14 protein-coding genes are annotated in these 15,772 nt (G+C 42.9%); all 14 read right to left on the bottom strand.

The genetic code is table 11. From position 1 onward, the window contains the following. Positions 1-82: 82 nt before the first annotated feature. Positions 83-967 (bottom strand): glycosyltransferase family 2 protein, encoded by an 885-nt coding sequence (locus tag PQ469_RS16580; RefSeq protein WP_274208677.1) that lies wholly within the window; start codon positions 965-967, stop codon positions 83-85. Continuing rightward, on the bottom strand, positions 964-2,673 hold the full coding sequence (locus PQ469_RS16575) for a GMC oxidoreductase (protein ID WP_274208676.1): 1,710 nt from the start codon (positions 2,671-2,673) through the stop codon (positions 964-966). Before PQ469_RS16575 ends, PQ469_RS16580 begins: the two co-directional genes overlap by 4 nt. Continuing rightward, complete coding sequence (locus PQ469_RS16570) at positions 2,666-3,262, bottom strand: LbetaH domain-containing protein (RefSeq protein WP_274208675.1); 597 nt, start codon at positions 3,260-3,262, stop codon at positions 2,666-2,668. Before PQ469_RS16570 ends, PQ469_RS16575 begins: the two co-directional genes overlap by 8 nt. Positions 3,263-3,307: 45 nt before the next feature. Next, positions 3,308-4,504, bottom strand: a complete 1,197-nt coding sequence (locus PQ469_RS16565; RefSeq protein ID WP_274208674.1) for a glycosyltransferase — start codon at positions 4,502-4,504, stop codon at positions 3,308-3,310. Then, positions 4,501-5,610: a glycosyltransferase family 9 protein gene (locus PQ469_RS16560; protein WP_274208673.1), complete on the bottom strand. Its 1,110-nt coding sequence runs from the start codon at positions 5,608-5,610 to the stop codon at positions 4,501-4,503. Before PQ469_RS16560 ends, PQ469_RS16565 begins: the two co-directional genes overlap by 4 nt. A 43-nt stretch (positions 5,611-5,653) precedes the next feature. After that, complete coding sequence (locus PQ469_RS16555) at positions 5,654-6,664, bottom strand: bifunctional heptose 7-phosphate kinase/heptose 1-phosphate adenyltransferase (RefSeq protein ID WP_274208672.1); 1,011 nt, start codon at positions 6,662-6,664, stop codon at positions 5,654-5,656. Positions 6,665-6,667: 3 nt separating this feature from the next. After that, positions 6,668-7,267 carry a D-sedoheptulose-7-phosphate isomerase gene (locus tag PQ469_RS16550; RefSeq protein ID WP_274208671.1) on the bottom strand — a complete coding sequence of 200 codons (600 nt, stop codon included), beginning with the start codon at positions 7,265-7,267 and terminating at the stop codon, positions 6,668-6,670. Positions 7,268-7,296: 29 nt separating this feature from the next. Continuing rightward, positions 7,297-8,715: a hypothetical protein gene (locus tag PQ469_RS16545; protein WP_274208670.1), complete on the bottom strand. Its 1,419-nt coding sequence runs from the start codon at positions 8,713-8,715 to the stop codon at positions 7,297-7,299. Between the two features lie 29 nt (positions 8,716-8,744). Further along, positions 8,745-9,986 (bottom strand): glycosyltransferase family 4 protein, encoded by a 1,242-nt coding sequence (locus PQ469_RS16540; protein WP_274208669.1) that lies wholly within the window; start codon positions 9,984-9,986, stop codon positions 8,745-8,747. 39 nt (positions 9,987-10,025) lie between these two features. Continuing rightward, on the bottom strand, positions 10,026-11,135 hold the full coding sequence (locus PQ469_RS16535) for a hypothetical protein (RefSeq protein ID WP_274208668.1): 1,110 nt from the start codon (positions 11,133-11,135) through the stop codon (positions 10,026-10,028). Positions 11,136-11,161: 26 nt separating this feature from the next. Further along, positions 11,162-12,322 carry an acyltransferase family protein gene (locus PQ469_RS16530; protein WP_274208667.1) on the bottom strand — a complete coding sequence of 387 codons (1,161 nt, stop codon included), beginning with the start codon at positions 12,320-12,322 and terminating at the stop codon, positions 11,162-11,164. Positions 12,323-12,396: 74 nt separating this feature from the next. Then, complete coding sequence (locus PQ469_RS16525) at positions 12,397-13,332, bottom strand: NAD-dependent epimerase/dehydratase family protein (RefSeq protein WP_274208666.1); 936 nt, start codon at positions 13,330-13,332, stop codon at positions 12,397-12,399. Continuing rightward, positions 13,329-14,444, bottom strand: coding sequence for a glycosyltransferase (locus PQ469_RS16520; RefSeq protein ID WP_274208665.1), 1,116 nt, complete (start codon positions 14,442-14,444; stop codon positions 13,329-13,331). Before PQ469_RS16520 ends, PQ469_RS16525 begins: the two co-directional genes overlap by 4 nt. A gap of 50 nt (positions 14,445-14,494) precedes the next feature. Then, on the bottom strand, positions 14,495-15,637 hold the full coding sequence (locus tag PQ469_RS16515) for a glycosyltransferase (protein WP_274208664.1): 1,143 nt from the start codon (positions 15,635-15,637) through the stop codon (positions 14,495-14,497). Positions 15,638-15,772: the final 135 nt, after the last annotated feature.

The following is a 15,772-nucleotide window of genomic DNA, read 5'->3' as shown; positions in this document are numbered from 1 at the left end:
GGTTTTTGACCAATAATCGCTTACCTTGCCCATATTCATAGCCAGGTTTATCGGTTTTAAAGACGATATTATTGTAAACCTGTTAAATGAGTTCCAATTCGGGAGATTCTTGTTTACTTATCGCGATAGAATTCTGGCCGATATCTTTAGACGTTTTATGCCTTTGTGATAAAACTTCCCTGGTTTTAATCATAATCATATGCTCATAAAAAGAGAGATTAATAGCATAAATAAGTCCCGGTAAGCCTTCCGTAAAGCCCAAACTGAATATGTATGTATATATAAATCTTAATAAGGGCCAGCCGGGTACTTTGACCATCCATGATTTTAACGCCGGATTTCGTGTACTTCCGTGTTTACTGAATATGTTTTTAAACGGCGGGCATATATCCAGCCGCGCAATTGCTTCCAGTGATGAATAGCGGTTATGTCTTTCAATCCAATGAGACCACCCTTTTGAAAAACCAAAATGTGTATAAGGCTCTTTTATGTATAAAACATTACCAATTACCTGATCTTCTTTTTGACCGTGCCCGAAATCTTTAAAAGTTACCCGGCCTTTACGCAACAAGCGCAGCTGCCATTTAGGGAAGTTGTCGCTTCTTTTAAGCCATATGCCCTCAAGCATCATTTTCCAGCAACAGTAAAAGCCGGCTGTTTCCTCGTCGGCGTTGTTAATAGCCAACTTAATAGCATTGGCAAATGCGGGGGTACTAACTTCGTCAGCATCTAAAAACAGTACCCAATTATGTTTTAAAACAATATTTTCGAGTGCAAAGTTGCGCTGTTTCCCGAAGCTTTCAAATGCGTTCATGCTAATTTTTGCACCATGTTGCGTGGCAATTTCGCAGGTTTTATCCGTGCTGAAAGAATCCAGAACATGAATGTCATCTGTCCAGGTTAACGAATTTAAGCACGCAGGCAGGTCTGTTTCTTCGTTTTTTGTAAGTATAATTACCGATATCATTTTTGTAATATTAAAACTCCGGCGTCATTAGCCTCGTGATTATTTTGCAGATTGTTTTGTGATACATCAGTTAAATGGCTTGCCAGTCGTACAGCAAATGCACCTAAAAAAAAGGTTGGATTTGCTTGCCCGGATGTGGGAAAAACCGAACTGCTGCATACATATACATTGCCGGTGCCCCAAAGCTTCAGGTTTTTATCAACTACGCCACTATCAGGAAAGTCGGCTATTCTTGTCGTTCCGGATTGATGTAATCCGTCTTTAGTCATGTTTTTAATTGCGGCAGGTAACTGGTTTTTGTCAAACCAATATTCGAGCTCGCCACAACCGCAATCTCTTAACCACTTATCGAGTACATCGTGCAGTTCAATCACCGACGAAACGTCCTGATCGGTAACTGAATAATTAATTTGTAAGGTTTCGCCGTCGGCAGCCAGTTCCATGCAATTGCTTGCAGAAGGTATTTGCTCGGCATGAAAATGTAATGCATAAGTGTTTTTAGGGCTGTAAAGAAATATACCGGGCAGTTTACGTTTAACGCAGTACCTCTTATAGAAAATGGCAGCAGGTTTTAACAGCGAATTTGGTAATCCCTTTATAATATTGCCTATATGTGCGGGTACCCTGGTTACTTTACCTTTGGTAATTGAATGTGCAATTGCCGGCGGCGCCAGTTTTTTGCCAAGTACCGGAGTTATCATTGCCATGTACATAAATGACATCGCTCCGCTCCGGTGCTTAGGATCAAAGTATAAAGGGTTGTCCAGCCATATAGCTGTGTTTAACAGGTTTTTTGCCTTTAAAAAATCGGTCGAAAACTGAAATCTGCGCCTTGTATAAGTTTCATCAGCATGTTTTATGAAAGAATAGTCTGTTTTTTTGGGATCGCCATAAAATTTAACGGTGGCAATTTTTCCCGATAAATGGCCCTGGTAATATTTTCCTAAAGCTTGTGGTGTATTGCCTAAATTGTTAAATAGCTGTGTGTTACGCAGCAATATTCTGGTGCTTTCCTGGGCGCCTGATGCTATAATAAATGAACCGGCAGATATTTTGAATTCAATTTTGGTAGCTACTTCTCTTACTGTCAGGTACTCAACTATATCATTTTCGTTGGGGGCACAAAAATCCCTGGCTTCAAATCCCTGCAATAAAGTCAGGTTTTTTTGGGCTTTGATATCGTTCTCATAACGTTTGCCAAAACGGGTTGGCATACTGTATCTTTCTAATGTATTGTCGGTTACTATGCCCTGTTTAAACCCTTCGGCTATAGTGTTATATCGCACACCAGGTATGGCCGACAAATTAAAATCGGCATTTCCGCATTCAAAGTATTTGGCGGCTGCCGGTGCGTAGGTTTTAACTTCGTTAAACAACGTGCTATCCCATGTACAGTTGCCGTTTAAAATTGGGCGGTCAATAAAATCGATATCATCATACATCACACAACGGCCTCCCCAGGTTGCAGATGTGCCTCCTAAACCTTTATTCGTACACTCCGAAGGAGCGTGATGATTTTCAACATTGGTTATTGTAATTGAACTATCTAAGCTGTTTTCTGCCGGCTGCCCGCTTACACCGTATTCAAGCAATACAACAGATTTATGAGGGTTTAGCCGCGAATATTCAAGAGCGAGGATAATGCCCGCCGGGCCACTGCCAATGATGCATAGGTCGAAATTAAAAGGGAAATCATGTTTACTCATCCTGATTGCTGTTTAGGTTGTCTAAAAAGTTAGTTCGTTTTTTTAAAGGCAGGGCCGGGTGTCCGCCATATACTGTCCAGGGCTCCAGATCGCGCGATGTTACCGATGCCGCCCCTAACACGCTACCATCCATACAACATACTCCTGGCAACACAACCGCCTTCGAACATATCCAGGAATAGGGCGATATGATTATTTGCTTCATGATATATGTAAAATCGGCCGTGTTATAATCATGGGTGGCACCACATAGGTAAGCGTTTTGGGAGAGGATTGAATGGTGGCCCAAAAAAACACCACCGGGATTATAAATCTCGACCCCCGGGCCAATGGTAACAATATCCTCCGTTTCCAGTAGCCACGGAGCCCATATCTTGCAATCGGGGTAGATGATATTTTTATCGCCAATTTTGCCCCCAAATGCTCTTACAATTAAAACCCGCCATTTATGCAGCGGCTTGGGTGTCCATCTGCACAATAGTGACCAACACAGGTTCCAAATGGCCCTTCGTAGCTTATTAGAAAATGAAAATACGGGCCGTAAGTATCCATCCACACTATCCTTGCTATGATAAGAAAACATATTCATTGTTTGATTATGATTAAGTCGGGGCAATTTTGCCCCTGGACTTTTTTAATTGAATAAAACCTCTTGAAAACGATTGATGACTGCATTCACTTCAAAATGTTGGTCGTAGCAACGCCGGGCGTTAACTCCCATTTTTTGTTTTTCTACTAATGATAACTTCTGCCAGGTACTAAGCATATCATAAGTCGCGGTTTTATTATCGTCGGCAACCAATGCACCACCGGCTTCGCATAACTCGCGCCAGATGTTTACCTGGTTTGATATGAGCACCGGCTTATTACATGTTAAAGCTTCCACTACAGCTATTCCAAAGTTTTCCTGATGACTTGGCAGCACAAACGCCTCGCACCCGTAAAATGCTCCCCATTTGGCCTCGCCGGTAAGCATACCCGGAAAATAAACAAGGTTTTTTAGGAGTGTCGATTCGGCAACTGTTTGTTGCATTTGTATTCCATAATTACTGTCGAGGCCCGGGCCGGCAATTACAAGTTTGGGTAGGTTGCTAACCTTAGCGTTTATTGAACTTAATTGGCCTTCGACGATTTGTTTGTATGCATCGATAATTAAGTCTACTCCCTTTTTTTCATGTATCCTGCTGAGAAAAAGTAAATAAGGGCTATCACTCAATCCTGGTACCGAGTTTTTAAAAATATCAGCCATTTTTACATTGTAGGCGGGGGGAGCTATTACCCCCAGGCCAACAACAGTCTCAGATTTTGGTTTATATGGCCAGAAAGGCAGCCGGGCAAGAATTAGCTCAGTTTCGCATGTAAATAAAATTTTATCTGCGCTATTAATAAGTTTTTTTTCAATTAAGCTCCAATAAATTACATTCCTGATTGCTTTTATCCTCCGGCCTTTTGCCCGTTGAAAATAGGGGTCAAGCATGCCATGAGGCATCACAAATAGTTTTGGTTTAATACCGCTTGTCTTTAACGCGTTAAATGCTTTATAAACGGCGAAACCATGATACAACCAAAGGCCGTGAACTATTACAACATCAAACCGGGTAATATTGGCAGAAAGCCACGGCAATAATAATTTGCTATAATGCCAGGCGTTTGCTGCCGGGCCTAATGCGTGCTGAAGAAAGATGTCTGTTTTGTTAAAAATGTCTTCGTCTACACTAACAACTTCGTTTTGTATACCCAGCTTTTGCAAACCGCCTGCGCATATTCTCACCGCCTCACATACGCCACCAGTTTCGGGGTTCATGCTGCTAATTACGTGGAGTACTTTCATAATTGTACAGCAGCGGTTAAAATGGACGAAGAAACAGGTGCCTTGTTGTTTAATATTTTAAATACCGATTGTATTACTTCATCTACGGTGATAGACAGAATGCATTTTTTTTGTTGAACCAAGCAAACTTCAAGGCCACAACCTGCGCACGCTGGCAGCTTGTAAAGTATTTGGTTATTTTCTCCCCGCGGAAACCATTGGCCGGGTAAGTTGCGCGCAGAGTATATACCCACACATGGCGTACCCACGGCGGCGGCCAAATGGATAGGACCACTGTCGTGTCCAATAAAAATTTTAGCCTTCTTCAACAATGCTGCCGATACCCTTGGCGTTGTTTTGCCACACAAATTTATCGACTGATGTTTCCAGGCTGATATAAGTTGAGCCGCCGTTTCTGCTTCGTCCGGAGCTCCTATAATCATCAACTGCCAACCCGGAAGCAAATTTGATAGTTGGCTTAATAACGTTTGCCAGTTGCCAACTTCCCAATCGTTCGATTGATTTTTTGTGCCTGTTGAGATAGCCAGTACGGGAGTATCTTTTATTAATAAAAGCTCATAACTATTGGCAATTTCTAATTCGCTTTCGGTTAAATTCAAATCCCAATTTTTGTCATCTGATAAATCAATTGCACCCAAAAGGCTAATCCTCCTGGCTAATCGTTTAGCTTCCCATTCCATGATGCCTGTTTGTGGATCAAAACAAACTTCAAAATCTTCCCTGGCTGCATCAAAACCTACCAAATTTGCAATACCTGCAGCTTTGAAAAACAACTTATCTCTTAACAGGGAATTTTTTGACCGGGTTGGATTAATATTTATTACCGTATCAATTTTTAATGCGCGGATCTGCTTAATCAGATCAAAAAGTACTTTAAGGTTCCTGGTGCCCACCGGGTAATTAATGGTGCGGTTAAAAAAGTAATGGCTGCCTAAAATAGCTTCAATTGCAGCAGCTTTGGCCATTACCGGTTTATTGGTAAGCAAAGTAATATCTGCATGTGGAAACGAATTTCTTATTTTGTGGAAGCTGGGCAAAGCCATTACAGTATCGCCCAGGCTGCCAAGCCTGTATATAAGTACTTTGTTGTTTTTAGAAATGCTCATAATTAATGGCAATTACCGCAAAGGGGAAGCGAATGAATATTTGTTATAGTATACTTTGATATTCCATATCGGCTTTAAGCAGCCAATCTTCAAGCTCCTGGTAATCTATAGGCGCGGTACCTACATGTGCAACTACGCAACCTGCGGCAGCGTTTGCAAAGCGGGCCGCCTCGGCTGCATTGGCGCCACTTGCCAAAGCTGCGGTTAAGGTGGCTATAACCGTATCGCCTGCGCCCGATACATCAAAAACCTGGCGTGCAACCGTTGGTAAATGTTCAACCACTTCGCCGCGGTGACTAATTGCCATTCCGTCGGCTCCTAACGTCACTATCAAAATTTCGGGATTATAAATATCATGTATGCGCCTGCAAATTTTTTCTATCGGATATTTTTCTTCCGGTGCAGGTTCTGGAAGTTCTGCAAGGGCAAGTGCTTCGGCACGGTTTGGAGTTAACAGCCCAACGCCGCGAAATGATAACCTCCGGGCCGGCTTCGGGTCTAAAGCTACTAACAAGTCCGGTAAATCGCGGGCTATTTTTAAGATAGAGTCAAGTAACGATTGGGAGATAACACCTTTGGCATAATCAGATATGATCACCGCATCAACATCCGAAAGGGCTTGCCGCAGCATATTTTCAAAACCCGGAGCCGAGTCTATGGTATAACACTCGCGAGTATCCTCACGGTCGATACGGCAAAGTTGCTGTGAATGAACAATAACCCTTGTTTTAACAATAGTAGGTGCCTGGAACAGTAATTCGGGCGGTAGATATTTCACACCTTTACCAGACAGGATTCCTAAAAGCTTTTTACCTGCTTCGTCCATGGTGCAATGCCCCATTATTTTGGTTTTTACCCCCAGGTTTGATAGGTTGATGGCAACGTTGGCAGCACCGCCTGCCGTGTAGGTGTCTTTATTTACCTGTACCACCGGGACAGGAGCCTCCGGAGATATCCGGTGTACATTACCCCAGATGTAATGATCGAGCATTAAATCGCCAATGACCAATACTTTAATGGTGGTTAGCCCTTTTAATAAATAAGATAGGTTCATGAGTTAATAATTTAAGGTGCTCCAGTCTGTTATGTCAAGTTCTTCAAGCCACTGATGCAGGATAAGTGTATGCATTTCCTGAATGCGCGCAGTAGTATTGCTTGGTATGATAATTTCATGATCGCAGGTGCCTTTTATGGTTCCGCCGTTTTTACCCCCGAGGTATATGGTGATGATGTTTTGTTTGCGTGCCTGCGCAAAAGCTTCGATGATATTGGGGCTGTTGCCGCTTGTACTAAAACCAACCAGCACGTCGCCCGGCCTGCCGAGTCCTTCCAGTTGCCTTGAATAGATAGCGTCGAAGCCATAATCATTCCCAATACAGGTAATTGCGGTTACATCGGCGTTTAAGCAAATAGCAGGTAGGCTGCGGCGTTCGGCTTTAAAGCGGCCAACAAGTTCTTCAGAAAGGTGAAGGGCATCGGCAGCGCTACCGCCGTTTCCGCAACTGATGAGTTTGCCGCCATTTAAAATTGAGTATTTAATTGCCGAACAGGCCGCTAATACAGATTCCTCAAGTTTTTTGCTTGCCGAGATTACGTTTGTTAGTTCCTCAAGCGATTCGGCAAAAGAAGGGGCAGCCACGTTTAATTGGATTAACATAAAAAGATAAATTGAGGTAAGTTATTGGGTTAAATGGCGCGTTGATTTCCGGTTGGGTTAACAGAATTATCCTGCTCAAGGGTTTTTACCACCCATAGTTTGCGGTTTGGTGTGCGTAATGCGGCAAGTGTAATGCCACCAAGCACCACGTCGAAGCCAAGCGACGTTGGCTGGGCCCATTGCCCCTGCATAATGGCCAAAATGCCAATGCTACATATCATCCATGGTAAAAAGTCGCCGATAGCAAGTTTACGGAAGCTATCGATAGCTAAATTCCACACAAAAACAATTCTTATAAAAATAACGGAGAAGCCCATGATAATACCCATTTCGCCAATCAGGCGGCCCCATTCACCTTCGGATATCAGGTAAACAGTATGATCGCCGGCTATGAGCATGCTGCCGACACTCGTTCCCATCCCAATCCCGTAACCAAAAAATGGTTTTTGCGCCGATTCGATAATAGCACCAATCATGCCGCCTAAGAAACGATCAACAAATACACCTGATACTCCACCTTCAGTTTCGTTGGCACTGGTAAACCTATGTGTAAATACTTCCAGCGGGGTAGCAAAAACACTGAGCTGGCTTAAGGCGGTAAACGTAATTAGCAGTACTACTATCGCCACCAGCATTTTGCCCAGGTATTTTGGATTGCGCGATATGGCTATCAGCGAAAATAGCGTGCAAGCCAGCACAAGAGACAACAGGCTGCGGCTTATTGATAACGGTATAGCCACCATAACACCCAGCGTTGCACCAATAAGCGCCAATCGATTTATGCTTTTTGGTGTTAGCCAAAAGTAAAATACATACGCGGCCGAAAAACCAAAAAACAAGGCTGTGCCGTTTGTGAATGAGAATGTAGCCGGTGGACGAAAAAATCCCATAGCTCCGTCAAAACCACCACCTTTTAAATCGCCGCCAACACCGCGGTTAACAAATGCCGATTGCGGGCTATAAAACTGCATAGCTATTAATACGGCCATGGGTATTGTTATCCATATAGTTGCTTTGCCAATTTTGATTACATCATCACGGTCAAATACTTTACCGATAACAAACATGAGCGGAAAATGAAACATCAGGATCCTGGCACCGTAAATGGCCACGGCAAAATTGCCATGTCCGAAAGCAAGGGCGGTAACTATGCCTATTGCGCCAATGGCTATCATTCCATTAACGTATAAATTTGACGGTAACAGGTTGCGCTTCCATGCAAGTAAAACCAGCCAAAGAGCTAATGGATCACGTACAACAAGCAGGGGAGTAGACAGGCCGGGTAATACCCATTTGCGTAACGCTCCCTCAAATATCAGCAGTAAAAAGTAAGCCCAGATGCCCTGCTTTAAAAGAAGGTTAGGGTCTTTACGGTCAACCGGCCGGGCAACGTAAAAGCTTTTTGAAAGTCCCTGAAGCGTGGTCATTGTTGTTTTATTACCAGTCATTATGGTGTTAAATAATTTTGGTACCAGCATTAAGATATATACTCATGAAGCGATTGGGCTATTTTATCTCCATAAGCATCCCATGTGTAACCGGCGGCTTTTTTTTGCGCTTTATATCCCATTTCGGGTATCAGGTTACGGTTATCTAAAAACCAGCAAATTTTTTCGGCTATACTATCGGGCGAGGCTGTTGGTATCAAAAAACCGGTTTCTCCTTCGTCAATCAAATCGGCCCCGCCTGTGTTGGAGGTAATAATTAACGGCAGGCCCTGGCTCATCGCTTCCTGCATTACCAGCGCCCGGCCTTCTGCAATTGATGGAAGGCAAAATACATCGCAGGTGCGCATCAGTTCCAACACTTTATCATGTGATCTGCCACTTTCGTAAGTAAAACTCAATAGTTCATTACGGTAAAACTCAATTGGCGCAAGTAACGAACCCATCACAACCAACTCCACATTTTTGCTGTTTATTTTTTTTATAGCCGCAAATAAATCTGCAAGCCCCTTTCGTTGCCCCATCGACCCGGCAAATAAAACGCGAAGCGGGACATTTGTATTTTTTGGGACATTTAAGCCACCTGGCGTTGTTGCCGGTGATCCAAAGGGCGAAACGATCAGTTTTTTATTTGCCCAAAAGGGCAACGAATCAATGACAAACGACCCCGGCCCAACTACAACGTCGGCCAGTTCAAGTTCCCGTGTTTTTCTTTCCAGTTTGGCTTCAGAATCGCTGATACCTCCGCCCAGTGTAACAGCCCACTGTGGTAGCCTGGCGGCTTCCTGGTTCATGAGTTTTTTAACTGTTTTCCAGTAGGCAATAGGTAAATCATAAATGCATTTAAGCCCCATTTTTTTTGCCTGTTTAAATGTTTCTAAAGCACCGTCTTCATAGGCGTAAACAGCGTCTATCTTATTTTTTGCTGCATTATTTACAAGTTGCCGGGCGTTATACTTGTCAAGATCATGGTATACAGCATCAATGCTTGCCCATCCTTTTTCATGTTCAATGCATTTATTATAGCCCAGCCTGGGCATAGTCATACGGGCAAGTTCAAGAATTGGCCGGGTATGAATACTGGCCCTTGATACCGGGAATGTGCGCCTTAGCCATTCTGTGCGGATATTTTGGGGCATTAACTTAAGCCACAAGGCATCCGCATTGGCCACAAGCGTAGTATTAAAGCCGCCGAGCATATCCGCTTTGGCAAGGCTGGTAATAACGGCCCTCACATTGCGGTTACCAGTAGGATGTGAAATATTTATTTTCATGAAACCTTTGTGTAGTTGTATATAAATGCAAAATGTAATTTAACCGTTTATCCAGCTTTGCATGTCAAGGGCGATAGCTTCCCAACTCCTTGTTAACCAAAACCATTGGTGCAGTAACAGTCGTCTTTTTTCTCCTTCAATGGTAGATAGCAGTGTTTGGTTGGTCATTAACTCGTGCGGGCGAAATATGGCAACACCCGGGGGCTCGTCTAATGTTACAGGTGCCTCGCAAATTACAGGCACTGCATGTGCAGACAGCGCCGCGAAAGTGCCCGATTTGCGAAGACTATCGGCAGTTTGGCCTACCAACGCTGCTTCTGCAGTTAACATCATTGCCGAAACTTCGCCGGGGTCAAGCGTTCCTGTCTGTATTAAAACACCAGGCCCTAATTGGCCCGATGCCAGGCTAAGTTCTTCATCGGCGTAATGATTGTTTAAGGGCCCAATTGCATAAATTTTTTTTATCAAGCCATTATTATGCAGCTCTTTTATCAGCGGCAGATGTTGTTGAAGTGTCCACAAGCGGGTATGGGCTAAGCCAAATATTACCCATTCGCCCGGTTTCCTGATGCTTGTTAATCCATTTTCTTTATCAACCGGCAAAATATTTGCGCCAACCAAACTCAGTCTTACTTTTTTGCTATTGGTTAGCGATATTATTTTTTCTTTTTGCTCGTTGGTTACTACGGTAATGCCATCGGCCAGTTTGCTCAGTTGTTTTACTGTGTACTTTATAAGTTGATTGCGTAACTTATGGTGTATTCTCAAACCAGCGCTATCGTCCCATGTTTCGTGAAAAAAAATATAAAGGTGATTGTATGGCGACTCTTTTTTAAACTTTTTTAATGCCTGCAGCAATTTAAACGGTAACCCTGTTTTGGAATAACTTGTTGGTGTAAAGTTTAAGAGCAAATCGCCGGGAGTGCTGTTTTTTTCAATTTGCTTAAGCAGACTTTGCCAGTATGCTGTTGTTAAAGTTAGCGGAGTATCCCGTATTACTTCAGGAAAATATTCTACCCCGATTTTAACCGATTTGTAAAATTTGTTTAATGCTAATGCTGTTTTATATGCGTGATCGCTTACTCCGCAAACCCCCGGAGGACAGGTAGGCGCGATGATGATCAACTGCCTGTAGGTGCTCGTGTTCATTGGTAAAAATGATTTGTTTTTTTGCTTTAGTTATAAACGGCTTCGGGCTCAGGCAGGTCCTCGGGCTTTGTAAGGGGTGTTGGTACAGTTCGTTTTTTTATGAATCGTTTTTCCCAAAACTCGTATGAAAAATGTGCGGTTACGGTAGTTAAGGCAATTACGATTAATAACTCTAAAATTTTACTTCCGGGGAAGGCATACATTTTGGCACTAAATGCCATTACACTAAATATGATAATTGGATGGTAAACATACATGCCGTAGGATATTTTACCTAAATATTGAAAAAGGCGCAGTTTAGTAAAAGAAAACAACCACACATCTTTTTGTTCTAAAAGGTTAGCTATTATAGCAGCGCTTGTTAAGTTCAGCACCGAATACCCCCAGATCCATTGATAGCCCTGCGGCAGGTTACCTGGCCAGCCAAAAGAAGATAAATGGTAAGATGGAACGGAAATAACCAGAAGCAAACCCGTAACTACGGTTAATGTAATACATGAATAAACAATCCTGGCTTTACTCATTATCTCCCTGAAAGGTTTGTTACATAACAAAGCGCCAAATACAAATGCATCCAGATGTGAAAATGGCAGCACATAAGGAGCCAGCGCTTCATCAATTGCATTTCCGTCGAAACCTACAAAGTATTGCAGGTGGTTGCACACTAAATATACTACAACCCTTATAACCATTGCTGCCGGCAACAACCAAAGTAATGTTTTTAAAAAGAGGCTTTCGGGTAATTTCCATAAAAACAAAGGCCAAACCAGGTAAAATTGCCATTCAAGAGATAAACTCCATAAGTGGCCGTATATCATGTGAAACGTGTAGCTATCAAACAACCACCTGAAGTTGAGTGTGTAAGTTAACAACCATGGCCATTCGGTACTTAAAGCCTCAGGCTTATGTATAAACAGGAAGATAACACCCAGTATTAGCAGGTATCCGTAATAAAGAGGAAACAATCGCAACATCCTGCGTTTGTAAAAGTCCTTAAAAAACGTAATCATGCCTTGAGTTTGGTATTGCTGCTTTCCTTTTAGAACGATGCCCGATATCAAAAAGCCGGATAGCACAAAAAAGAATTGAACCCCTATCCATCCGGCCGGGAAAAGAAGATAGTGGTGAGCTATTATTGCCAGTGCCGCCAAAGCACGCATGCTATCCAGTTGCGGATTGTATTTCATCTAATTTTTATTAACGCGGGGAAAACGTTTATTTTTTATATAAACACAATCGATTTATATAAGCTGGTGATTTTTTAGGCTGAAACTTTTGCCCAGTCTGCAACTTGTTTTAGCCCATCATCCATGCTGTACTTTGGGGCGAACCCCAATTTTGATATTTTACTGATATCTGCCCGCCAATTTAAGGGGTCGCCTTTGGGTACATTACCGTCAAAAGTTATCTCAACATTAATATTTAAATGCTTTACAAGGCAATTAGCAACCTCGGCTACGGTTGTTTCTACTCCTGAGCCCAAATTATATATCACAAAATTTTCATCCGAAGGATGTTTTAATACAGTAAGCACGGCCTGGCATAAATCCTCGACATATAAAAAATCCCGGCTTTCTGCTCCGGTCCCAAACAACCTGATGGCTGGCTGGCCAATTGCCGCGGCGCGGATGGCACGCATGCTTACATCATAAATAAGCTGTTTCCCGAGTCCCGGACCGTATACAGAGAAAATGCGAAAAATAGTAGCCTTTAGTCCCATTGCCCTGGAATAGTTTGATAACAGCGATTCTGCCAGCGACTTGTGAATACCATACGGCGAAATGGGCTGTAACGCTGTAAATTCGGTTATTGGAAGTGTTTTAGGATTACCGTAAACGGCAGCGCTCGAAAAGAAAAATACCTGGGCTTGTGGCTGGTTTTTAGCAAGGTAAAGTGCAATGCGTGCGGTGCCCGGTAATAAACTTGAAAAATCGCCGTAGGGATCGTTAACTGAAGATGCCACAGAGGCACCCCCTGCCAAATGACATACCGCTGCTAAAGCATCTCCTTTAATTAATTGATCAAGATCGGCATTTTCCAATGATGAGGTTGCAAAGTCGGCCCATAAATGGGGGCGAAGCGGTGCCCGAAGGTCAATACCAATTAACCTGTAACCCTGTTTTGAAGCGGCATCGGCCAGGTAGGTGCCCAAAAAGCCCGATGCACCTGTTATAAGTATAGTTTTTTGGTTATTCATGAAAAGAAAAGTTTAGGGTTATCAAAACACTGTTGCCAGCGGGCGGCCATTACGGTTGTAGAAAAATGCCGGTCATAATATGCCTTTAATCTTGCGGGGTCAAAGTCATTGGTCTCAATTCTTTTTATCAGTAGGTAAAGGCCGATTGTAATATTGTCAAGGGTTGGCTGTACCAGGATAGAATCTGGATTGTTTTGGCAGCAATCTTTTATAGCGCCGATATTTGTTGCCATAAAGGGTAGTCCGTAGGCCATCGATTCTAATAAAATAAGCGGCAGGCCCTCCATCTCTGTAGATGTTAAAACCAGGCTATCATAAGATGCCATTAATTCTGCTCCCTCTCTGTCGCCGGGATATCCTCCCAAAAAATTGATTTTATGTTTAATCCTTAGGTCTTTTGCAAGCTTTAGTAACTTATCTTCTTCTTCGCCTTTGCCCCATAAATCCAATGAAAAATCGCCGTGTGATGGAAGCGATGCAATTGCTTTAAATAGTAATGGTAGTCCTTTGTTGCCGGCAAGCCTGCCGAAATAGGCCAGCTTTATTTTTCCTTTGGTTTTATTGTCCGTTGTTTTTAAAACTCCATCTACAGGCGGCTGCGGGAAACATGGCAGCCAATTCACTCCGCGTGGGTTGGCTAAAGTTGTAGTCCAGTATTCAAGCATTGATGGTGCCTGCACAGCAATGCCGTCGAAATTTGCCCTGGTATCGATCCATATCTGTTCATCCTGCGACCTATTGGCTATAAAATCCTGGGCGATTTTAAAACTGCCGGCTTTGAGAAACCGGGTTATAAAAATGGATGAGTTTGATAGTCCAATACTTACAAATATATCGGGCCCATACAATCTTGCCCTCACGCCCGCTAAAATCAACGCAACGTATTTCTTTATCTTTTGAAACAGGCCGGATACTTTGTGAGCAACTATGCCAATTATAGCTTTATAGCCAAATGGTTGGTCGGCAACGGGCCTATCGGTAATGTTAATTATTTTTAGCGTATAGCCGGCCGTTATGGCAAAGTCAAAAAGTTCTCGATAGGCGGTTTGTGCCCCGCCCAAGCCATCGGTATGGCCCATTAATAATATTTTTTTCGGAGATGATTGTGTCATTATTTACTTCGTTAGCTTGATGTATTTAAGCCTTAGATTTGGCTGATCTGTTAAAGACAAAAAGCTGTGTATGCTTCCGCTGCATTTAAGAGATTATTAGGAGCGGTTAATTGATTTTTTAAGGTATAGGCGCGTAAAATAGCGTTGGGTGAACTTGCCTGGTAGATGCCTTGTTTTTCCATCGGCTTTGCGTGGTAGTTTGTATCGGCCGATGAAATCATAACTGGTATCCCTCTCTCCATCCAGGCTATTGCCGAGCCACTTTTGTCAATGCCATCAACAGGGCTGGTTACAACGCCAATATGTACCAGTTGCATGCTGCGGTTTATCATGGCCGGCGACAGCGGACCGGTTTCCCAATAAAAAATGCCTGGTAATTCCCTGATCATGTTGACTGTTTCGAGTTGCCTGTTGTGGCCAATAAACAGTACGCCCAATTGTAAACCCAAAGATTTTGCTGTGCTAACCCCCATTTTGAGCAGGTTATCGAGCCCGGGACAATTATATGTGGTACCAAAAAAACCGAATATTAACCAATCTTTACGGTTTAAGATTAACGGCAACAGATCGGCCCTGGTTGCCAGATCATCCCAATCAGACTGGCTTCCTGATTCGCTTACCGATATGTTTCCAAAAATCGGAACTACCGCGGCTGTGATGCCAATTTGCTTTAAAAAATGCTGGTATGGCTTAATGCTCGTGAAAACAGTCTCGGGTTTTAATGCAAAAACTAAGATTTTTAAAAAAGTCTTCTGAAGCCGGCCTAAAATTTTTTCTTTAAATCCGGCATTAGCTGCCATCCCGCACCACAATTCGTGGAACATAATATGTAGTTTCCTGGCCCCAATGGCTTTGCCAAGTTTTAGTGAAATATCAATTGGCAGGCCGTATTTATCGAATCCAAACCCTACATATTGTAAACTAACCAGGTCGGGGTTAAATACTGCTATTTTTTTTCGCAGTCTGTCATATCTTTCTGTCGTATTTAAATTGGCCGGTAAACGTTGTACAGCTAACCCAACACCATCGATGCTTTGCACCTCATTTTTAACTTCGAATAAATAGCTATCATTTATAGCTATAGCTTCAACCTGATCGCCTCTTTTTATGATCTCGCATGCCAAACGCCGAACATAGTCTCCTACGCCGTCGCTGCCTGTTTGTAATGAGGCGCAGATAAAAGTGATCTTCATCTTTTGAGTTATTATATTTCAATATTCAATATTGATTTCACATACGTTACAGTGTACCACCCCGTACCTGGGTGTGTCAGGGTGTACCAGGGTGTACCACCCCGTACCAGTGTGTGTCACCCTGTACCGGTACAC

The sequence above is a fragment of the Mucilaginibacter sp. KACC 22773 genome, assembly GCF_028736215.1.
Taxonomy (GTDB): Bacteria; Bacteroidota; Bacteroidia; order Sphingobacteriales; family Sphingobacteriaceae; genus Mucilaginibacter.
Note: the sequence above shows the minus strand (reverse complement) of the source record. Positions and strands in the feature narration are given on the sequence as shown.

Bases quoted from the DNA above. Each gene is read 5' to 3' on its own strand.
- PQ469_RS16515 (WP_274208664.1), bottom strand. From the start codon at position 15,637: ATGAAGATCACTTTTATCTGCGCCTCATTACAAACAGGCAGCGACGGC.
- PQ469_RS16545 (WP_274208670.1), bottom strand. From the start codon at position 8,715: ATGACTGGTAATAAAACAACAATGACCACGCTTCAGGGACTTTCAAAA.
- PQ469_RS16570 (WP_274208675.1), bottom strand. From the start codon at position 3,262: ATGAATATGTTTTCTTATCATAGCAAGGATAGTGTGGATGGATACTTA.
- PQ469_RS16555 (WP_274208672.1), bottom strand. From the start codon at position 6,664: ATGAACCTATCTTATTTATTAAAAGGGCTAACCACCATTAAAGTATTG.
- PQ469_RS16540 (WP_274208669.1), bottom strand. From the start codon at position 9,986: ATGAAAATAAATATTTCACATCCTACTGGTAACCGCAATGTGAGGGCC.
- PQ469_RS16535 (WP_274208668.1), bottom strand. From the start codon at position 11,135: ATGAACACGAGCACCTACAGGCAGTTGATCATCATCGCGCCTACCTGT.
- PQ469_RS16520 (WP_274208665.1), bottom strand. From the start codon at position 14,444: ATGACACAATCATCTCCGAAAAAAATATTATTAATGGGCCATACCGAT.
- PQ469_RS16530 (WP_274208667.1), bottom strand. From the start codon at position 12,322: ATGAAATACAATCCGCAACTGGATAGCATGCGTGCTTTGGCGGCACTG.
- PQ469_RS16550 (WP_274208671.1), bottom strand. From the start codon at position 7,267: ATGTTAATCCAATTAAACGTGGCTGCCCCTTCTTTTGCCGAATCGCTT.
- PQ469_RS16580 (WP_274208677.1), bottom strand. From the start codon at position 967: ATGATATCGGTAATTATACTTACAAAAAACGAAGAAACAGACCTGCCT.
- PQ469_RS16525 (WP_274208666.1), bottom strand. From the start codon at position 13,332: ATGAATAACCAAAAAACTATACTTATAACAGGTGCATCGGGCTTTTTG.
- PQ469_RS16560 (WP_274208673.1), bottom strand. From the start codon at position 5,610: ATGAGCATTTCTAAAAACAACAAAGTACTTATATACAGGCTTGGCAGC.
- PQ469_RS16565 (WP_274208674.1), bottom strand. From the start codon at position 4,504: ATGAAAGTACTCCACGTAATTAGCAGCATGAACCCCGAAACTGGTGGC.
- PQ469_RS16575 (WP_274208676.1), bottom strand. From the start codon at position 2,673: ATGAGTAAACATGATTTCCCTTTTAATTTCGACCTATGCATCATTGGC.